The sequence below is a fragment of the Pseudomonas sp. B21_DOA genome (assembly GCA_030544685.1).
GTDB lineage: Bacteria > Pseudomonadota > Gammaproteobacteria > Pseudomonadales > Pseudomonadaceae > Aquipseudomonas > Aquipseudomonas fluorescens_AO.
Map to the genome: position 1 here is coordinate 1758893 of CP086683.1, position 19735 is coordinate 1778627.

At 58.5% G+C, this 19735-nt stretch carries 5 protein-coding genes, 2 tRNA genes, 3 rRNA genes and 3 pseudogenes; 12 read left to right on the forward strand and 1 reads right to left on the reverse strand.

The window, feature by feature from the left end; translation table 11 throughout:
- The first annotated feature begins 57 nt into the window (after positions 1 to 57).
- The 11 genes and pseudogenes from LJU32_08035 to LJU32_08085 all read left to right on the forward strand — a co-directional run bounded on the left by LJU32_08035 (position 58) and on the right by LJU32_08085 (position 17114).
- Positions 58 to 1594, forward strand: a 16S ribosomal RNA gene (locus tag LJU32_08035).
- Positions 1595 to 1675: 81 nt separating this feature from the next.
- Positions 1676 to 1752, forward strand: a tRNA-Ile gene (locus tag LJU32_08040).
- A 30-nt stretch (positions 1753 to 1782) separates the two neighbouring features.
- Positions 1783 to 1858 (forward strand) — tRNA-Ala (locus LJU32_08045).
- Between the two features lie 247 nt (positions 1859 to 2105).
- A 23S ribosomal RNA gene (locus tag LJU32_08050) occupies positions 2106 to 4998 on the forward strand.
- Between the two features lie 154 nt (positions 4999 to 5152).
- Positions 5153 to 5268, forward strand: a 5S ribosomal RNA gene (gene rrf, locus LJU32_08055).
- Together the 16S, 23S and 5S rRNA genes with 2 tRNA genes alongside form the textbook arrangement of a ribosomal RNA operon.
- 153 nt (positions 5269 to 5421) lie before the next feature.
- A pseudogene (gene recC / locus LJU32_08060) lies at positions 5422 to 8873 on the forward strand (exodeoxyribonuclease V subunit gamma).
- Entirely contained in the window at positions 8870 to 12556 is a 3687-nt protein-coding gene (gene recB / locus LJU32_08065) for an exodeoxyribonuclease V subunit beta (GenBank protein ID WKV90173.1), read from the forward strand. Before recC ends, recB begins: the two are co-directional and overlap by 4 nt.
- Positions 12553 to 14661, forward strand: coding sequence for an exodeoxyribonuclease V subunit alpha (recD, locus tag LJU32_08070; protein ID WKV90174.1), 2109 nt, complete (start codon positions 12553 to 12555; stop codon positions 14659 to 14661). Before recB ends, recD begins: the two co-directional genes overlap by 4 nt.
- Before the next feature lie 119 nt (positions 14662 to 14780).
- Positions 14781 to 15350, forward strand: coding sequence for a YfiR family protein (locus LJU32_08075; protein ID WKV90175.1), 570 nt, complete (start codon positions 14781 to 14783; stop codon positions 15348 to 15350).
- Positions 15347 to 16614, forward strand: a pseudogene (locus LJU32_08080) (diguanylate cyclase). Before LJU32_08075 ends, LJU32_08080 begins: the two are co-directional and overlap by 4 nt.
- Positions 16614 to 17114: an OmpA family protein gene (locus tag LJU32_08085; GenBank protein WKV90176.1), complete on the forward strand. Its 501-nt coding sequence runs from the start codon at positions 16614 to 16616 to the stop codon at positions 17112 to 17114. Before LJU32_08080 ends, LJU32_08085 begins: the two are co-directional and overlap by 1 nt.
- Here the strand turns inward: LJU32_08085 and LJU32_08090 are convergent.
- Positions 17111 to 18046, reverse strand: coding sequence for a LysR family transcriptional regulator (locus LJU32_08090; GenBank protein WKV91060.1), 936 nt, complete (start codon positions 18044 to 18046; stop codon positions 17111 to 17113). The genes LJU32_08085 and LJU32_08090 overlap by 4 nt on opposite strands.
- Positions 18047 to 18206: 160 nt before the next feature.
- Between LJU32_08090 and LJU32_08095 the strand changes: the two are divergent.
- Positions 18207 to 19732 (forward strand): annotated as a pseudogene (locus LJU32_08095) (CoA-acylating methylmalonate-semialdehyde dehydrogenase).
- The last annotated feature ends 3 nt before the right edge of the window (positions 19733 to 19735 follow it).

The following is a 19735-nucleotide window of genomic DNA, read 5'->3' on the forward strand; positions in this document are numbered from 1 at the left end:
ATGTAACCAACGATTGCTGAGCCAAGTTTAGGGTTTCTTAAAAACCCAAAGATGTTTGAACTGAAGAGTTTGATCATGGCTCAGATTGAACGCTGGCGGCAGGCCTAACACATGCAAGTCGAGCGGATGAAAGGAGCTTGCTCCTGGATTCAGCGGCGGACGGGTGAGTAATGCCTAGGAATCTGCCTGGTAGTGGGGGACAACGTTTCGAAAGGAACGCTAATACCGCATACGTCCTACGGGAGAAAGCAGGGGACCTTCGGGCCTTGCGCTATCAGATGAGCCTAGGTCGGATTAGCTAGTTGGTGAGGTAATGGCTCACCAAGGCGACGATCCGTAACTGGTCTGAGAGGATGATCAGTCACACTGGAACTGAGACACGGTCCAGACTCCTACGGGAGGCAGCAGTGGGGAATATTGGACAATGGGCGAAAGCCTGATCCAGCCATGCCGCGTGTGTGAAGAAGGTCTTCGGATTGTAAAGCACTTTAAGTTGGGAGGAAGGGTTGTAGATTAATACTCTGCAATTTTGACGTTACCGACAGAATAAGCACCGGCTAACTCTGTGCCAGCAGCCGCGGTAATACAGAGGGTGCAAGCGTTAATCGGAATTACTGGGCGTAAAGCGCGCGTAGGTGGTTTGTTAAGTTGGATGTGAAATCCCCGGGCTCAACCTGGGAACTGCATCCAAAACTGGCAAGCTAGAGTATGGTAGAGGGTGGTGGAATTTCCTGTGTAGCGGTGAAATGCGTAGATATAGGAAGGAACACCAGTGGCGAAGGCGACCACCTGGACTGATACTGACACTGAGGTGCGAAAGCGTGGGGAGCAAACAGGATTAGATACCCTGGTAGTCCACGCCGTAAACGATGTCAACTAGCCGTTGGGAGCCTTGAGCTCTTAGTGGCGCAGCTAACGCATTAAGTTGACCGCCTGGGGAGTACGGCCGCAAGGTTAAAACTCAAATGAATTGACGGGGGCCCGCACAAGCGGTGGAGCATGTGGTTTAATTCGAAGCAACGCGAAGAACCTTACCAGGCCTTGACATCCAATGAACTTTCCAGAGATGGATTGGTGCCTTCGGGAACATTGAGACAGGTGCTGCATGGCTGTCGTCAGCTCGTGTCGTGAGATGTTGGGTTAAGTCCCGTAACGAGCGCAACCCTTGTCCTTAGTTACCAGCACGTAATGGTGGGCACTCTAAGGAGACTGCCGGTGACAAACCGGAGGAAGGTGGGGATGACGTCAAGTCATCATGGCCCTTACGGCCTGGGCTACACACGTGCTACAATGGTCGGTACAAAGGGTTGCCAAGCCGCGAGGTGGAGCTAATCCCATAAAACCGATCGTAGTCCGGATCGCAGTCTGCAACTCGACTGCGTGAAGTCGGAATCGCTAGTAATCGCGAATCAGAATGTCGCGGTGAATACGTTCCCGGGCCTTGTACACACCGCCCGTCACACCATGGGAGTGGGTTGCACCAGAAGTAGCTAGTCTAACCTTCGGGAGGACGGTTACCACGGTGTGATTCATGACTGGGGTGAAGTCGTAACAAGGTAGCCGTAGGGGAACCTGCGGCTGGATCACCTCCTTAATCGACGACATCAGCTGCTGCATGAGCTCCCACACGAATTGCTTGATTCATTGAAGAAGACGATAGAAGCAGCCCGAAATTGGGTCTGTAGCTCAGTTGGTTAGAGCGCACCCCTGATAAGGGTGAGGTCGGCAGTTCGAATCTGCCCAGACCCACCAATTTTGTGTGGGAAACGCCTGTAGAAATACGGGGCCATAGCTCAGCTGGGAGAGCGCCTGCCTTGCACGCAGGAGGTCAGCGGTTCGATCCCGCTTGGCTCCACCACTACTGCTTCTGAAGTTTGAAAGCTTAGAAATGAGCATTCCACCGGTTCGGTGATGAATGTTGATTTCTAGTCTTTGACTAGATCGTTCTTTAAAAATTTGGGTATGTGATAGAAAGATAGACTGAACGTTACTTTCACTGGTAACGGATCAGGCTAAGGTAAAATTTGTGAGTTCTCTTAGTTGAGAAATTCGAATTTTCGGCGAATGTCGTCTTCACAGTATAACCAGATTGCTTGGGGTTATATGGTCAAGTGAAGAAGCGCATACGGTGGATGCCTTGGCAGTCAGAGGCGATGAAAGACGTGGTAGCCTGCGAAAAGCTTCGGGGAGTCGGCAAACAGACTTTGATCCGGAGATGTCTGAATGGGGGAACCCAGCCATCATAAGATGGTTATCTTGTACTGAATACATAGGTGCAAGAGGCGAACCAGGGGAACTGAAACATCTAAGTACCCTGAGGAAAAGAAATCAACCGAGATTCCCTTAGTAGTGGCGAGCGAACGGGGACTAGCCCTTAAGTGGCTTTGAGATTAGCGGAACGCTCTGGAAAGTGCGGCCATAGTGGGTGATAGCCCTGTACGCGAAAATCTCTTAGTCATGAAATCGAGTAGGACGGAGCACGAGAAACTTTGTCTGAATATGGGGGGACCATCCTCCAAGGCTAAATACTACTGACTGACCGATAGTGAACTAGTACCGTGAGGGAAAGGCGAAAAGAACCCCGGAGAGGGGAGTGAAATAGATCCTGAAACCGTATGCGTACAAGCAGTGGGAGCAGACTTTGTTCTGTGACTGCGTACCTTTTGTATAATGGGTCAGCGACTTATTTTCAGTGGCGAGCTTAACCGAATAGGGGAGGCGTAGCGAAAGCGAGTCTTAATAGGGCGTCTAGTCGCTGGGAATAGACCCGAAACCGGGCGATCTATCCATGGGCAGGTTGAAGGTTAGGTAACACTGACTGGAGGACCGAACCGACTACCGTTGAAAAGTTAGCGGATGACCTGTGGATCGGAGTGAAAGGCTAATCAAGCTCGGAGATAGCTGGTTCTCCTCGAAAGCTATTTAGGTAGCGCCTCATGTATCACTGTAGGGGGTAGAGCACTGTTTCGGCTAGGGGTCATCCCGACTTACCAAACCGATGCAAACTCCGAATACCTACAAGTGCCGAGCATGGGAGACACACGGCGGGTGCTAACGTCCGTCGTGAAAAGGGAAACAACCCAGACCGTCAGCTAAGGTCCCAAAGTTATGGTTAAGTGGGAAACGATGTGGGAAGGCTTAGACAGCTAGGAGGTTGGCTTAGAAGCAGCCACCCTTTAAAGAAAGCGTAATAGCTCACTAGTCGAGTCGGCCTGCGCGGAAGATGTAACGGGGCTCAAACCATACACCGAAGCTACGGGTATCATCTTCGGATGATGCGGTAGAGGAGCGTTCTGTAAGCCTGTGAAGGTGAGTTGAGAAGCTTGCTGGAGGTATCAGAAGTGCGAATGCTGACATGAGTAACGACAATGGGTGTGAAAAACACCCACGCCGAAAGACCAAGGTTTCCTGCGCAACGTTAATCGACGCAGGGTTAGTCGGTCCCTAAGGCGAGGCTGAAAAGCGTAGTCGATGGAAAACAGGTTAATATTCCTGTACTTCTGGTTATTGCGATGGAGGGACGGAGAAGGCTAGGCCAGCTTGGCGTTGGTTGTCCAAGTTTAAGGTGGTAGGCTGAGATCTTAGGTAAATCCGGGATCTTAAGGCCGAGAGCTGATGACGAGTTACCCTTTGGGTGACGAAGTGGTTGATGCCATGCTTCCAAGAAAAGCTTCTAAGCTTCAGGTAACCAGGAACCGTACCCCAAACCGACACAGGTGGTTGGGTAGAGAATACCAAGGCGCTTGAGAGAACTCGGGTGAAGGAACTAGGCAAAATGGCACCGTAACTTCGGGAGAAGGTGCGCCGGTGAGGGTGAAGGACTTGCTCCGTAAGCTCATGCCGGTCGAAGATACCAGGCCGCTGCGACTGTTTATTAAAAACACAGCACTCTGCAAACACGAAAGTGGACGTATAGGGTGTGACGCCTGCCCGGTGCCGGAAGGTTAATTGATGGGGTTAGCTAACGCGAAGCTCTTGATCGAAGCCCCGGTAAACGGCGGCCGTAACTATAACGGTCCTAAGGTAGCGAAATTCCTTGTCGGGTAAGTTCCGACCTGCACGAATGGCGTAACGATGGCGGCGCTGTCTCCACCCGAGACTCAGTGAAATTGAAATCGCTGTGAAGATGCAGTGTATCCGCGGCTAGACGGAAAGACCCCGTGAACCTTTACTATAGCTTTGCACTGGACTTTGAATTTGCTTGTGTAGGATAGGTGGGAGGCTTTGAAGCGTGGACGCCAGTTCGCGTGGAGCCATCCTTGAAATACCACCCTGGCAACTTTGAGGTTCTAACTCAGGTCCGTTATCCGGATCGAGGACAGTGTATGGTGGGTAGTTTGACTGGGGCGGTCTCCTCCTAAAGAGTAACGGAGGAGTACGAAGGTGCGCTCAGACCGGTCGGAAATCGGTCGTAGAGTATAAAGGCAAAAGCGCGCTTGACTGCGAGACAGACACGTCGAGCAGGTACGAAAGTAGGTCTTAGTGATCCGGTGGTTCTGTATGGAAGGGCCATCGCTCAACGGATAAAAGGTACTCCGGGGATAACAGGCTGATACCGCCCAAGAGTTCATATCGACGGCGGTGTTTGGCACCTCGATGTCGGCTCATCACATCCTGGGGCTGAAGCCGGTCCCAAGGGTATGGCTGTTCGCCATTTAAAGTGGTACGCGAGCTGGGTTTAGAACGTCGTGAGACAGTTCGGTCCCTATCTGCCGTGGACGTTTGAGATTTGAGAGGGGCTGCTCCTAGTACGAGAGGACCGGAGTGGACGAACCTCTGGTGTTCCGGTTGTCACGCCAGTGGCATTGCCGGGTAGCTATGTTCGGGAAAGATAACCGCTGAAAGCATCTAAGCGGGAAACTTGCCTCAAGATGAGATCTCACTGGAACCTTGAGTTCCCTGAAGGGCCGTCGAAGACTACGACGTTGATAGGTTGGGTGTGTAAGCGCTGTGAGGCGTTGAGCTAACCAATACTAATTGCCCGTGAGGCTTGACCATATAACACCCAAGCAATTTGCTGACCTGAGAAGGCACCAGATTGCGGTGTGTGAAGACGAAACGAACCGAAAGTTCGAAACGCACAAACACCTAGCTGTCACATACCCAATTTGCTGAAGCGAGACCATCTGGTCACGAGTCAGTACCCGAATTTCTTGACGACCATAGAGCGTTGGAACCACCTGATCCCATCCCGAACTCAGCAGTGAAACGATGCATCGCCGATGGTAGTGTGGGGTTTCCCCATGTGAGAGTAGGTCATCGTCAAGATCAAATTCCGAAACCCCAATTGCGAAAGCAGTTGGGGTTTTGTTTTGCCTGCGAGAAAGTTCTTACAGCCTTTGCAGACCTCGTCCGGCTGTCACATCCGGCCGACAATGCTAAGGTTCTGCCTCGGCTTAAGCGATCTTTCAAGGAATCCATATGTCGGACGCCCAGTCCCTCAACGCTGCATTCATGGTGGTTCAGAGCAACAGTCTCGATGAGCTGCGCAGCCTTGTGGTCAGCATCATGCGGCGTTACCCATTGGCACCCTTGGAGAACGAAATCGCTTTGGTGCAAAGCAACGGCATCGCCCAATGGCTCAAACTGGCATTGGCCGAGGATCCCGAAGACGACGACCTTGGCGGTTGCGGAATCGCTGCGGCGATCGACGTTCAACTGCCCGGCAGTTTCATGTGGCAGCTGTATCGCATGGTGCTGGGAAGAGATGAAATTCCAGCGAAATCCCTGCTCGATAAAGCTCCGTTGACCTGGCGCCTGATGCGCCTCTTGCCACAGGTAATCGGTCGCCCACATTTCGAGCCGCTGCAACGCTTCCTCACCCACGACAGCGATCTGCGCAAGCGCTATCAATTGTCAGAGCGTCTGGCCGACCTGTTTGACCAATATCAGGTGTACAGGGCCGATTGGCTGGAGGATTGGGCGGAAGGCCGCCACCAATTGCGCAATGTGCGAGGTGAAATCAAGCCTCTGCCACTGACCAGTTGCTGGCAGGCGGAGTTGTGGCGGGCGCTGCTGGATGACGTCGGCGAACAAGGCATGGCGCAGAGTCGTGCAGGCGTCCATCAACGCTTCATGGAGCGCATCAACATACTCGACAAGGCACCGGCTGCGCTGCCACCGCGTGTGATCGTTTTTGGTATTTCTTCATTGCCCGCGCAGGTACTTGAAGCGCTCGCAGGTCTGGCGCGTTTCAGCCAGGTACTGCTTTGCGTACACAATCCTTGCCGTCATCACTGGGCGGACATCGTCGCCGACAAGGATCTGCTGCGGCATCAATACAAGCGGCAGCAGCGCAAAAATGGAATGCCTGTCGTGCTTGATGCCGAGACGCTGCATCAGCACGCGCACCCGTTGTTGGCAGCGTGGGGCAAGCAAGGTCGCGACTATATCAACCTGCTCGACAGCTACGACGATCCCAACAGCTACCGCGCAGCCTTTCGTGACGGCCGCATCGACCTGTTCAGCGAAGCCCAGCCGCATAACATGCTTAACCAGCTTCAGGACGACATCCTCGAATTGCGTCCACTCAACGAGACACGCGAACTCTGGCCTGATGTCGACCTGGGGCAAGATCATTCAATACGTTTTCACATCGCCCACAGTGCTCAGCGTGAAGTCGAGATTCTGCACGATCAACTCTTGGCGCGTTTCAGCGCCGACCCGGACTTGCGCCCGCGGGACGTAATCGTCATGGTCCCGGATATCGACAGCTATGCGCCGCATATCCGCGCGGTTTTCGGTCAGCTCGATCGATTTGACCCGCGCTTCATTCCGTTCACTTTGGCGGATCAGGGCCAGCGTGGCCGCGATCCGTTACTAATCGCAGTCGAGCACCTGCTCAAACTCCCGGACAGCCGTTTCCCGGTCAGCGAGATTCTCGACCTGCTCGATGTGCCGGCCCTGCGTGCTCGCTTTGGCGTAGAGGAGCGCGACCTGCCAACTTTGCATCGCTGGATCGAAGGCGCCGGCGTGCGTTGGGGCATGAGCGCTGAACAACGGGCCGGTCTCGGTCTACCGGTGGAACTGGAGCAGAACAGCTGGCATTTCGGTCTACGCAGAATGCTGCTGGGTTACGCCGTCGGCAGCGCCGAGGCGTGTGCAGGTATCGAACCTTATGATGAAATTGGTGGGCTTGATGCCGCTCTGATCGGGCCACTGGTTGCTCTGCTGGATGCCTTGGAAATCGCTCACCAGCAACTCACACAACCGGCTCAGCCGAAAGAGTGGGAGCTGCGCTTGCAGGCACTGATGCAGGTGTTTTTCCAGGCCAGCAATGAGCACGACGACTACCTGCTGACTCAACTGGAAGAGCTTCGCGAAACATGGCTGGAGACCTGTGAGACGGTAGGTCTGATTGATGAATTGCCGCTGACTGTCGTACGCGAAGCCTGGCTCGCCGGGCTGGATCAAGGGCGTTTATCGCAACGATTCCTCGCCGGTGCGGTGAATTTCTGCACCTTGATGCCGATGCGTGCCATTCCTTTCAAACTGGTTTGTCTGCTGGGCATGAACGACGGCGACTATCCGCGTGCCCAACCGCCTCTGGATTTCGACCTGATGGGCAGCGATTACCGACCTGGCGACCGCTCACGGCGTGAAGATGACCGCTACCTGCTACTCGAAGCGCTGTTGTCCGCACGCTCTCAGCTCTATATCAGTTGGGTCGGTCGCAGCATCCGTGACAATAGCGATCGACCTGCCTCGGTGCTCATCGGCCAGTTGCGCGATCACCTCGCCAGCGGCTGGCGTTCAATCGATCCAAGCCAGGATCTGTTGGACGCGCTGACCGAAGAACACCCCTGCAACCTTTCAGTGCCCGCTATTTCCACGAAGGCGAGCAACTGTTTAGCTACGCCAGCGAGTGGCAGGTGTTGCATCAAGAGAAAACGCAGCAAAGTGAAGCACCCTTACTCGCGCCATATGTTCAAGAGGAACCGCTGACGCTGGCATTGCTCCAGGACTTTCTGCGTAACCCGGTTCGGCATTTTTTCACCCAGCGCCTCAAGGTCTACTTCGAAGCCGCTCAAGCGCCGTTGGCCGATGAAGAACCTTTCGTGCTGGACGCATTGCAGCGCTACACGCTAAGCGACAGCTTGCTGGAAGCCGCGCTCGGTCAGCCGGACAATATCGATCAGGCGCTGCAAGCCCGCGCGCTACGCCTGCAAAACAGTGGCCTGCTGCCTATGGCCGGTTTTGGCGAATGCCTGCAGCGTGAACTGATCGAACCGCTGCCGGATCTTCTGCAGCGTTATCAACAGTTGCTGACGTTATGGCCGATGCCGTTGACCAGTGCGATCCCGGTCAGTCTCGACCTGCAAGGTTTGCGGTTGGAAGGCTGGCTCGCAAGCCTGCATCAACGCGCCGATGGCGGACTGCTGTCAGTCACCACCATTCCCAACAGCATCGGCTCGATCAAAACGCGCAAGTGGCACCGGCTGACGAAACCGTGGGTCACCCATCTGGTCGCCTGCGCCAGCGAGCACGCGTTGACGACGGCATTGGTCGCCAGTGACGACACACTGTTGCTGGAGCCAATGGAGCGAGACCGCGCGCTGCGTTTGCTCGGTGACCTGCTTCTCGCCTGGCAATCCGGAATGCGCCAACCCTTGCCGATTGCGATAAAAACCGCATTCGCCTGGTTGTCGCAAACTGACCCGGTCAAAGCCGAAGCCGCTGCGCGAAAAGCCTATGAAGGTGACGGCCAGACCAGCGAGGGCGAGCGGCGTGAAAGCCCGGCACTGCTCCGGCAATATCCCGATTTCGATGCACTGTTGGCAGACGAAACCTTCACCGGCTGGTGCGACGCCTTGTACCGCCCAGTATTCGAAGCGCCATGGCGTTCATTGTCCAGCGAAGGTGCGCGCGCATGAGTACCAAAACACCGTTGGCTCTGGCCTTCCCGCTGCGCGGCAGTCAGTTGATCGAAGCAAGCGCCGGCACCGGCAAAACCTTTACGATCTCGGCACTTTATCTGCGGCTAATTCTCGGTCATGGCGGCGAGACAAGCGGTTTTGCACGCGAACTGCTGCCGCCGCAAATCCTCGTTGTGACGTTCACCGATGCTGCCACCAAAGAGCTGCGTGAACGGATTCGAACCCGCTTGGCCGAGGCGGCGCGTTTCTTCCGCGCCGAGATTCCCGCTCCTGACGGACTGATCGCCGAGCTGCGCGATCAGTTCGATCCGCAGCAATGGTCCGGATGCGCCAACCGTCTCGATATCGCCGCGCAGTGGATGGACGAAGCCGCGGTTTCGACCATTCACAGCTGGTGTCAGCGCATGCTGCGCGAACATGCGTTCGATAGCGGCAGCCTGTTCACGCAATCGCTGGAAACCGATCACAGCGATTTGCTCGGTGAGGTGCTGCGCGATTACTGGCGGCTGTTCTGCTACCCGATGCAGGGCGATGCGCTGAACTGGGTGCGCAGCAATTGGGGTGGCCCCGCAGCGTTGTTGCCTCGGGTCCGCGGCTTGTTCGCCAGCGAGCGTGACACCGATGAAGGCAAGGTGCCTGCGGAGCTGATCGCCGAATGTTTGCTGGAGCGGCGGGCGGCATTGGTCGAACTGAAGATGCCTTGGCGTGACTGGGCAGACGAGCTGCTTGCTCTCTGCCATGAGGGCGTGGCCAGCAAAACCGTCGATGGCCGCAAGATGCAGGCGCGTTATTTCGAACCCTGGTTCGAGAAACTCAAGACCTGGGCCGAAGACGAGGCGCTTGAGCAACTGGACATTGGCACCGGCTTCACCCGTCTGACACCCGATGGCATGGCCGAAGCCTGGAAAGGCCAAGCCCCGAGTCATCCCGGGCTGGACGCCATGTCCGCACTGAGGTCGAGCCTTGATGCCTTGCCGACCCCGGATGCCGCTGTTCTGCAACACGCTGCCAAGTGGGTCGGTGCACGCTTCGAAGAAGAGAAGCGTCGCCGCGCGGAAATGGGATTCGACGACATGCTGCTGCGTCTGGATGCAGCGCTGCAATCGGAGGGCGGCGAGCGTCTGGCGACGTTGATCCGCGAGCAGTTTCCGGTGGCACTGATCGACGAATTCCAGGATACCGATCCGGTGCAATACCGCATCTTCGAGAGCATTTACCGCATCGAAGACAATCACCCTGACACCGGCCTGTTCCTGATCGGCGACCCCAAGCAGGCGATCTACGCCTTTCGCGGTGCTGACATCTACACCTACCTGCGCGCACGTCAGGCCACTACCGGCCGCTTGCATACGCTCGGCACCAACTTCCGCTCCAGCCACGGCATGGTCACAGCGGTCAATCATGTATTCGAACGCGCCGAGTCCCGAGAACAGGGACGCGGCGCGTTTTTGTTTCGCGAGAAAACCGGCGAAAACCCGGTACCGTTTCTGCCTGTTGAATCTCAGGGACGCAAGGAAACGCTGCGGATTGCCGGGCAAGACGTCGCGGCACTGAATGTCTGGCTATTGCCTAGCGATCAGCCGCTGTCCGGCGCAGTGTATCGCCAGCAAATGGCCGCCGCCTGCGCCAGTCAAATCACCACACTGCTCAATGGTGGGCAAACCGGCAGCGCTGGTTTTGTTCAGGGAGATGACTTCAAAGGTTTGCGTCCTTCGGACATCGCGATCCTCGTCCGCGACGGTAAGGAAGCCCAAGCCGTACGCGCCGAACTCGCCGCCAGAGGTGTGCGCAGTGTTTATCTGTCGGACAAGGATTCGGTGTTCGCCGCGCAAGAGGCGCACGACCTTCTGGCGTGGCTGAAGGCTTGCGCCGAACCCGATGTCGAACGTTCGCTGAAGGCTGCCCTGGCCTGCACTACTCTGAATTTGCCGCTGATCGAGCTGGAGCGCCTGAACCAGGACGAAATGGTCTGGGAAGCCCGGGTCATGCAGTTCCGCGGCTATCGCGAACTCTGGCGCAAACAGGGCGTGCTGCCGATGTTGCGGCGCCTGCTTCACGATTTCCATTTGCCGCAGACCCTGATGCAGCGCAGTGACGGCGAGCGCGTGCTGACCAACCTTTTGCACCTTTCGGAACTGATGCAGCAAGCCGCTGCTGAACTGGACGGTGAACAAGCGTTGATCCGCCATCTGGCCGAGCTGCTGGCACTGTCCGGTCAGGCAGGTGAAGAGCAGATCCTGCGTCTGGAAAGCGACGAACAACTGGTCAAGGTGGTGACCATCCACAAATCCAAGGGCCTGGAATATCCGCTGGTGTTCCTGCCATTCATTTGCTCGGCGAAACCGGTGGATGGCAGCCGTTTACCGCTGCATTACCACGACGCTGCGGGCAAGGCGCATATCAGCCTCAAGCCGACCGCCGAGTTGATCGCGCTGGCTGACGATGAGCGTCTGGCCGAAGATCTGCGTCTTCTGTATGTCGCATTAACGCGCGCGCAACATGCCTGTTGGTTGGGCGTCACTGATCTCAAACGCGGCAATAACAACAGCTCTGTGCTGCACCTTTCTGCGCTGGGTTACCTGCTGGGTGGCGGCGCCGCTTTGGGCGAGTCCAGCGAATTGAATCGCTGGCTGCAGGATCTGCAGCAAGACTGCGCGGCGATTGGCATCGGCGAAATGCCTCAGCCCACTGACGAGCATTACCAGCCGCCGCGCAATGAAGCAGTGCTGCGAGCCACACTACGGCCTAAACGCAAAGCCAGTGAAAACTGGTGGATCGCGTCGTACAGCGCCCTACGCATCAGCGACGTATTGAGCGTCGGCAGCGATGAAGCACCGGACAGCCCGCAGGCGCAAAAGCTCTTCGACGACGAGCGCCTCGACCCCGACGCGCCCCGCGAAATCATCAGCGGTGGCGCCGATATCCACCGTTTTCCTCGCGGACCGAATCCCGGCACGTTTTTGCACGGCTTGCTGGAATGGGCAGGTGCTGAAGGTTTTGCGGTGACCCGCGAAGCGCTGGAGGATGCGCTTGCTCGGCGCTGCAACCTGCGCGGCTGGCAAGGCTGGATCACCACCCTGACGGACTGGCTGCAACATTTGCTCGAGTCGCCGTTGCCGATCGCGGGCGGGCAACCGCCGGTGGTTCTTGAGCAGCTGAAGCAATATCGCGTCGAGATGGAGTTCTGGTTCGCCAGTCACAAAGTCGACGTGCTCAAGCTCGACGAGCAGGTGCGCCAGCACACCCACAATGGCGTCGCTCGTGTTGCGGCAGAACCGGTTCAACTCAACGGCATGTTCAAGGGCTTTATCGACCTGACCTTCGAGCATGCTGGCCGCTATTACGTCGCCGATTACAAATCCAACTGGCTCGGCGTGGATGATCAGGCCTACACCGTGCAGGCCATGGAGCAGTCGATCCTCGACAACCGTTACGACTTGCAATACGTGTTGTATCTGCTGGCACTGCATCGCCAGTTGAAGGCGCGGCTGGCGGATTACGATTACGACCGCCATGTCGGTGGGGCGCTTTATCTGTTCATGCGCGGTACGCGTGCGGAGAGTCGCGGTGTGTACTTCGTGCGTCCACCACGGGAATTGATCGAACGCCTCGACCGGATGTTCCAGGGCAAACCCGAACCCAAGTCCGAACCCGCCTGGGAACAGGGAGTCCTGCTATGAGCCGCACATTCGCCGATCTGCTGCCGACGCCGCTTGAAGCGGACAGCCTGTCGAAACTCTCGCCGCTGACCCGCGCCGATGATTTGCTGTTGTTGCTGAGCCGTTGGGTCGAGCGCGGCTGGCTGCGCGCGCTGGACCGCGCCTTTGTCGCTTTCCTGCATGAACTCGAGCCCGAGACCGATCCGCTGGTGCTGCTGGCGGCGGCGTTTACCAGTCACCAGCTCGGCCATGGTCATGTGTGTCTGGATTTGTTCGAAACCCTCAAGGCGCCGGATTTTGCCCTGTCATTGCCGCCCGAAGGCGATGTGCAGGGCGGTGTGTTGTTGCTGCCCTCGCAATTGCTTGAAACGCTCGATGGAGCTCATTGGTGCAAAGTGCTGGCAAGCAGCTCGCTGGTCGCGCTGGCCGCTGATGCCAGTGAACCAGCGCAGACACGTCCGTTGGTGCTGTCCTCGAAACGCCTGTACCTGCGCCGCTACTGGACCTACGAACGCCGCATCGATGCAGCGTTGCGCCAACGCTTGATGCAACAGGAGCCGACGCCGGATGACCTGCCGCAGCGCCTCAATGGATTGTTCGGCGGCGCGGAATCTGCAGCTGTCATCGATTGGCAAAAACTCGCCTGTGCTCTCGCTACGCGCAGCGCCTTCAGCATCATCACTGGCGGCCCGGGCACCGGCAAAACCACCACGGTGGTGCGCTTGCTCGCATTGTTGCAGGCACCGGCCGTCGAGGCTGGCCATCCGCTGCGCATTCGTCTGGCCGCACCGACCGGCAAGGCCGCTGCACGTTTGACCGAGTCGATCAGTCAGCAAGTGCAATCACTGCAAGTCGCTGAAGCGGTGCGCGCGGCGATCCCCAGCGATGTGACCACCGTGCACCGTCTGCTCGGCAGTCGACCGGGCACCCGGCATTTCCGTCACCATGCCGGCAACCGCCTGCCGCTGGATGTGCTGGTGGTCGACGAAGCGTCGATGATCGACCTGGAAATGATGGCCAACCTTCTCGACGCCATGCCGGCCCATGCGCGGTTGGTATTGCTGGGCGACAAGGATCAACTGGCCTCGGTCGAGGCCGGTGCGGTGTTGGGCGATCTGTGCCGTGACGCCGAGGGCGGTTGGTACAGCCCGCAGACCCGACAATGGCTGGAGTCAGTCAGTGGCGAGTCGTTGCAGGGCAGCGGCCTGCATGAAGACCGCGACGGCACCCATCCATTGGCGCAGCAAGTGGTGATGCTGCGGCACTCGCGCCGCTTCGGCGAGGGCAGTGGCATCGGTCAGCTCGCGCGTCGGGTCAATCAGCAATTGGCCGATGAGGCGCGACAACTGCTCACCGCAGGCGGTTACGCCGACGTGTATTCGTTACCGCTCAAGGGCGAACATGATCAGAAGCTCGAACGCCTGCTGCTCGAAGGTCACGGCAACGGCCCGCAGGGTTACCGCCATTACCTGAGCGTACTGCGCGATCAGCGCCCACCGTCTACGCGGCCACTTGAGCATGCGGCCTGGACCGATTGGGCGCGGGAAGTCTTGCAGGCGTTCGATACGTTCCAGTTGCTGTGCGCGGTGCGCAAAGGGCCGTGGGGCGTTGAAGGTCTGAACCAGCGCATCACCGCTGCGTTGCTCAAGGCGCGTCTGATCGAGAGCGATCAGCAGTGGTATGAAGGTCGGCCCGTGCTGATGACTCGTAACGACTATGGTCTGGGCCTGATGAACGGCGACATCGGCATCGCCCTGAAACTGCCCGAGCGTGAAGGCGCAGAGATCGGCAAAACCGTTCTGCGCGTGGCCTTCCCGCGTAACGATGGTCAGGGCGGCGTGCGCTTCGTGTTGCCGAGTCGGCTCAATGATGTCGAAACCGTGTACGCCATGACGGTGCACAAGTCCCAGGGTTCGGAGTTCGCCCACACGGCGCTGATCCTGCCGGATGCGTTGAACCCCGTGCTGACCAAAGAACTGATCTACACCGGAATCACTCGCGCCCGACACTGGTTCACCTTGATCGAACCACGTGCCGGCGTGTTTGAGGAAGCGGTGCAGCGCAAGGTCAAGCGTCTGAGCGGGCTGATGCTGGAACTGGAGGAGGGCACCGAGTCTCAGGGATGAAGTGCTGAATGACCGACAACGAATACTGACCAACCGGTCAGAGGCAGGCGCCTCGCTGGTGTTCTGGCGCTGTGCTATCGTTGCGGCATCATTTCGTTACGCTCCAAGAGAATCCCTCCATGAAGGTGGCCGTCTGGGCGACACAGCGTGTGGTGGCCTGCCAGCGCGCATTGCTGATCGTTTTGCTCTGGTTGTTCACGGGCAGCGCCATCGCCCAAGCGCAAACCGGGCCGGCCGAGCAACGAGCCAAAGCGGTCACGCAAGTAGTGCTTGGCATCCTCAGCTATGCACGCTGGCCGGTGGAACCGGCGCAATTGCGCCTGTGCATCGTCGGCCCCACCGAATACACCGATGACCTGGTCAAAGGCACCACCCAAGCCACGGGTCGGCCGGTGGCTGTGCGGCGTCTGCTAGCGGAAAACCCGGCCATCGTCAGCGAATGCGATGCGGTGTACATCGGCAAGCTCACCGCCGATGAACGCAGTCGCCTGTTTGCATCGTTGATCGGGCACCCGGTGCTGAGCATCAGCGAAGCGGACGATCAATGCACCGTCGGCAGTCTGTTCTGCCTGCGCGTTGGCGATGAACAAGTGTCGTTCGAGGTCAATCTCGACTCCGTGGCTCGCAGTGGTGTGCGCATACACCCCAGCGTGTTGCAGTTGTCCCGTCGCAAAGCGGCGGCGCCATGAAGCTGTTCAGTTGGAAGGCTCGCCCCACTCTTGGCTCGGTCATCGGCCGTGGGCATTTGATCGTCGCGCTGGTGGCGGTGGCGATGGCCAGTGTTTCGCTGACCTTGCTGGGCGTGCTGGCGCTGCGGGTCTATGCCGACCACAACCTGCATTTGATCGCCCGTTCGATCAGCTACACCGTCGAAGCAGCCGTCGTGTTCAATGACAAAGCGGCGGCAACCGAGGCGCTGGCGATCATCGCTTCCACCGAGGAAGTGGCAGATGCCCGAGTGCTCGACGCGCAAGGCCAATTGATCGCGCAATGGCAGCGCGTCGAGACCGGCTTGTTCTCCGAGCTGGAAATGCAGATCACCCGCGCCATACTGGAAAAACCGGTCAGCCTGCCGATCGAGCATCAGGACCGTGAAATCGGTCGCGTCCTGCTCATCGGCCACGGTGGCAGCCTGATGCGCTTCCTGCTCAGCGGCCTGGCCGGGATTGTGCTGTGCACCGCGATCAGCGCCTTGGTCGCGCTCTATCTGGCGCGGCGGCAGTTGCGCGCGATCATCGGCCCGTTACACAGCCTCGCCGCCGTCGCCCACGCCGCCCGTAGCGAACGAGCGCTGGATCGGCGCGTGCCGCCGGCGCAAATCGCCGAACTGGACAATCTGGGCAACGACTTCAATGCCTTGCTCGGCGAACTCGAGTCCTGGCAAACCCACCTGCAGAACGAAAACGAAACCCTCGCCCATCAAGCGACCCACGACAGCCTCACCGGGTTGCCCAACCGCGCGTTTTTGAAGGCCGCTTGATGCGCGCCTTGCGCAACGGCAAAAAACACGATGAGCGGGTCGCCGTGCTGTTTCTCGACAGCGACCGCTTCAAAGGCATCAACGATAACTTCGGCCACGCCTCGGGCGACGCCGTGCTGGTGGCGATCGCCAATCGCGTGCGAGCGCAATTGCGCGAGGATGATCTGGTCGCTCGGCTGGGCGGCGACGAGTTCGCCGTGCTGCTCGCGCCGCTGCACACGGTCGAAGACGCTGAGCACATCGCAGACAAGATTCTCGCCAGCATGGACATGCCGATCACCCTGCCCGGCGACAGCAGTGTAGTGACCTCGCTCAGTATCGGTATCGCCGTCTATCCCGATCATGGCGCCACGCCGGGTGCCTTGCTGAACGCAGCCGACGCGGCGATGTATCAGGCCAAGCGCCTGTCGCGTGGCGCGCAATTCACCGCCGGGTCGGAGCGCCCGGTCGATTCCGTTCACACCAGGAGCTGATGCCCGTGTTCACATTTCCCGTTCGACTGTTTTCCGCGTTGCTGCTGATCACCGCGCTGACCCTGAGCGGTTGCCAGACCGCCCCGCAGAAAGGCCTGACACCGGCGCAGGTCGCCGTGCTCAAACAGCAGGGTTTCGAGTTGACCGACGACGGTTGGGAATTCGGCCTGTCGGGCAAAGTGTTGTTTGGCAGCGATGTCGAAAGCCTGAACGCAGCCAGCACGGAAATCGTCGAACGCATCGGCAAAGCGCTGCTCGGCGTGGGGATCGAGCGGGTGCGCGTCGATGGCCACACCGATGCGTCGGGCAAAGAAACCTACAATCAGCAACTGTCGCTGCGTCGGGCCAAGAGCGTTGCCAACGTCCTCGGCACGGTCGGTATGAAGCCGGAAAACATCCAGCTGCAAGGCCTCGGCAGCAGCGAACCGGTGGCTTCCAACGACACCGCAGCGGGGCGCACGGAAAATCGCCGGGTGTCGATCGTGGTCAGCGCCGATTAATCGGCAAAGCGCATCTCCCGCGTTTCACCCATCAACAGCGCCTGATTACGCTCAGTCACCTCGCGAATGTAATCCCACAACAAGGTAATCCGCTTCAACTTGCGCAAATCCTCCCGGCAGTACATCCAGAACTGCCGGGTGATGTCGATTTCCTCGGGCAACACCGGCAACAATCGTGGATCCTGTGCGGCGAGGAAGCACGGCAGGATTGCCAGCGAGCGGCCCTGCTGCGCGGCAACGTATTGCGCGATCACGCTGGTGCTGCGCAAGTTTGCGCTGGCGCCGGGCAGCACGTTGGCCAGGTAAAGCAGCTCTGAGCTGAACGCCAGATCATCCACATAACTGATGAATTGATGCTTGCTCAAGTCGGCCGGGCGGCGGATCGGTGGGTGTTTGTCCAGATAGTCCTGGGTTGCGTACAGCTGCAAGCGGTAGTCGCAGAGTTTGCAGCAGACGTACGGCCCGTGCTCCGGCCGTTCGAGAGCGATGACGATGTCGGCCTCGCGCTTGGACAGGCTGATGAAGTGCGGCAGCGGCAGGATGTCCACCGAGATTGCCGGGTAGGCGTCGACGAAGTGGCTCAGTTGCGGGGTGATGAAGAAACTGCCGAAGCCTTCAGTACAGCCCATGCGCACGTGCCCGGAGAGGGCAACGCCCGAGCCCGAGACTTGCTCGCAGGCCATGTGCAACGTGCTTTCGATCGACTCGGCATAACCGAGCAAGCGCTGGCCTTCAGTGGTCAGGACGAAGCCGCTGGTGCGGGATTTTTCGAACAGCAATGTGCCGAGCGCCGCTTCCAGCGAGCTGATGCGTCGCGACACTGTGGTGTAGTCGACAGCCAGGCGTTTGGCGGCGGTGCTGGCCTTGCGGGTGCGGGCGACTTCGAGGAAAAACTTCAGGTCGTCCCAGTTCAGCGAGCCTAGCGAGGTGATGTTTTTTGCATGATGGTCGGGCTTATATGTGCGTTCTTATTAGAAGTTTGCACATCTATACTCCAAAAACAGTCCGACAACCAATTCGTGATACACGCCTCATCTCAAGGCGAACCTTTCGCCTTGGCTCCTACGATAAAAACAAGTTCTGGAGACCAGCATGAACGCATCGCTTACGCCCAACGACACCACGCTGCAAAAGGTCAAACTGCTGATCGACGGCGAATGGGTCGAGTCGCAGACCACCGAGTGGCACGACATCGTCAACCCGGCCACCCAGCAAGTGCTGGCCAAGGTTCCGTTCGCCACCGCCGCTGAGGTCGATGCCGCTGTCAGCGCCGCGCAGCGTGCCTTCCAGACCTGGAAACTGACCCCGATCGGCGCGCGGATGCGCATCATGCTCAAGCTGCAAGCGCTGATCCGCGAGCACTCCAAGCGCATCGCCGTGGTCCTCAGCGCCGAGCAGGGCAAGACCATTGCTGATGCCGAAGGCGATATTTTCCGTGGCCTGGAAGTGGTCGAGCACGCGTGCTCGATCGGCACCCTGCAAATGGGCGAGTTCGCCGAGAACGTCGCCGGCGGCGTCGACACTTACACCCTGCGCCAGCCGATCGGCGTCTGCGCCGGCATCACGCCGTTCAACTTCCCGGCGATGATTCCGCTGTGGATGTTCCCGATGGCGATCGCGTGCGGCAACACCTTCGTGCTCAAGCCTTCGGAACAGGATCCGCTGTCGACCATGCTGCTGGTGGAACTGGCCATTGAGGCTGGCGTTCCGGCGGGCGTGCTCAACGTCGTTCATGGCGGCAAGGATGTGGTCGATGGCCTGTGCACGCACAAGGACATCAAAGCCGTGTCGTTCGTCGGTTCGACCGCTGTCGGCACCCACGTTTATGACCTGGCCGGCAAACATGGCAAACGCGTGCAGTCGATGATGGGCGCAAAAACCATGCCGTGGTGCTGCCGGATGCCAATCGCGAGCAAGCGCTGAATGCGTTGGTCGGTGCCGGTTTCGGTGCCGCCGGGCAACGCTGCATGGCCACCTCGGTGGTGGTGCTGGTCGGTGCCGCAAAACAGTGGCTGCCGGATCTGAAAGCGCTGGCGCAAAAACTCAGGGTCAACGCTGGCAGCGAGCCGGGCACCGATGTCGGTCCGGTGATTTCGAAAAAGGCCAAGGCGCGGATTCTCGAACTGATCGAAAGCGGCATCAAGGAAGGTGCCAAGCTCGAACTCGATGGTCGCGACATCAGTGTGCCGGGCTACGAGCAGGGCAACTTTGTCGGCCCGACCCTGTTCTCCGGTGTGACCACCGACATGCAGATATACACCCAGGAAATCTTCGGCCCGGTGCTGGTGGTGCTGGAAGTCGACACCCTCGATCAGGCGATCGCGCAGGTCAACGCCAATCCGTTCGGCAACGGCACTGGCCTGTTCACCCAGAGCGGCGCGGCGGCGCGCAAATTCCAGACGGAAATCGACGTCGGGCAGGTCGGCATCAACATCCCGATTCCGGTACCGGTACCGTTCTTCAGCTTCACCGGCTCGCGCGGTTCGAAACTCGGCGACCTCGGCCCGTACGGCAAGCAAGTGGTGCAGTTCTACACGCAGACCAAAACGGTAACGGCGCGCTGGTTCGATGATGACAGCGTCAACGACGGCGTAAACACCACCATCAACCTGCGCTGAGGA

What these genes read in the sequence shown, in the direction of transcription:
- recB (WKV90173.1), top strand. Translation starts at nt 8,870, where the DNA reads ATGAGTACCAAAACACCGTTGGCTCTGGCCTTCCCGCTGCGCGGCAGT.
- recD (WKV90174.1), top strand. Translation starts at nt 12,553, where the DNA reads ATGAGCCGCACATTCGCCGATCTGCTGCCGACGCCGCTTGAAGCGGAC.
- LJU32_08075 (WKV90175.1), top strand. Translation starts at nt 14,781, where the DNA reads ATGAAGGTGGCCGTCTGGGCGACACAGCGTGTGGTGGCCTGCCAGCGC.
- LJU32_08085 (WKV90176.1), top strand. Translation starts at nt 16,614, where the DNA reads ATGCCCGTGTTCACATTTCCCGTTCGACTGTTTTCCGCGTTGCTGCTG.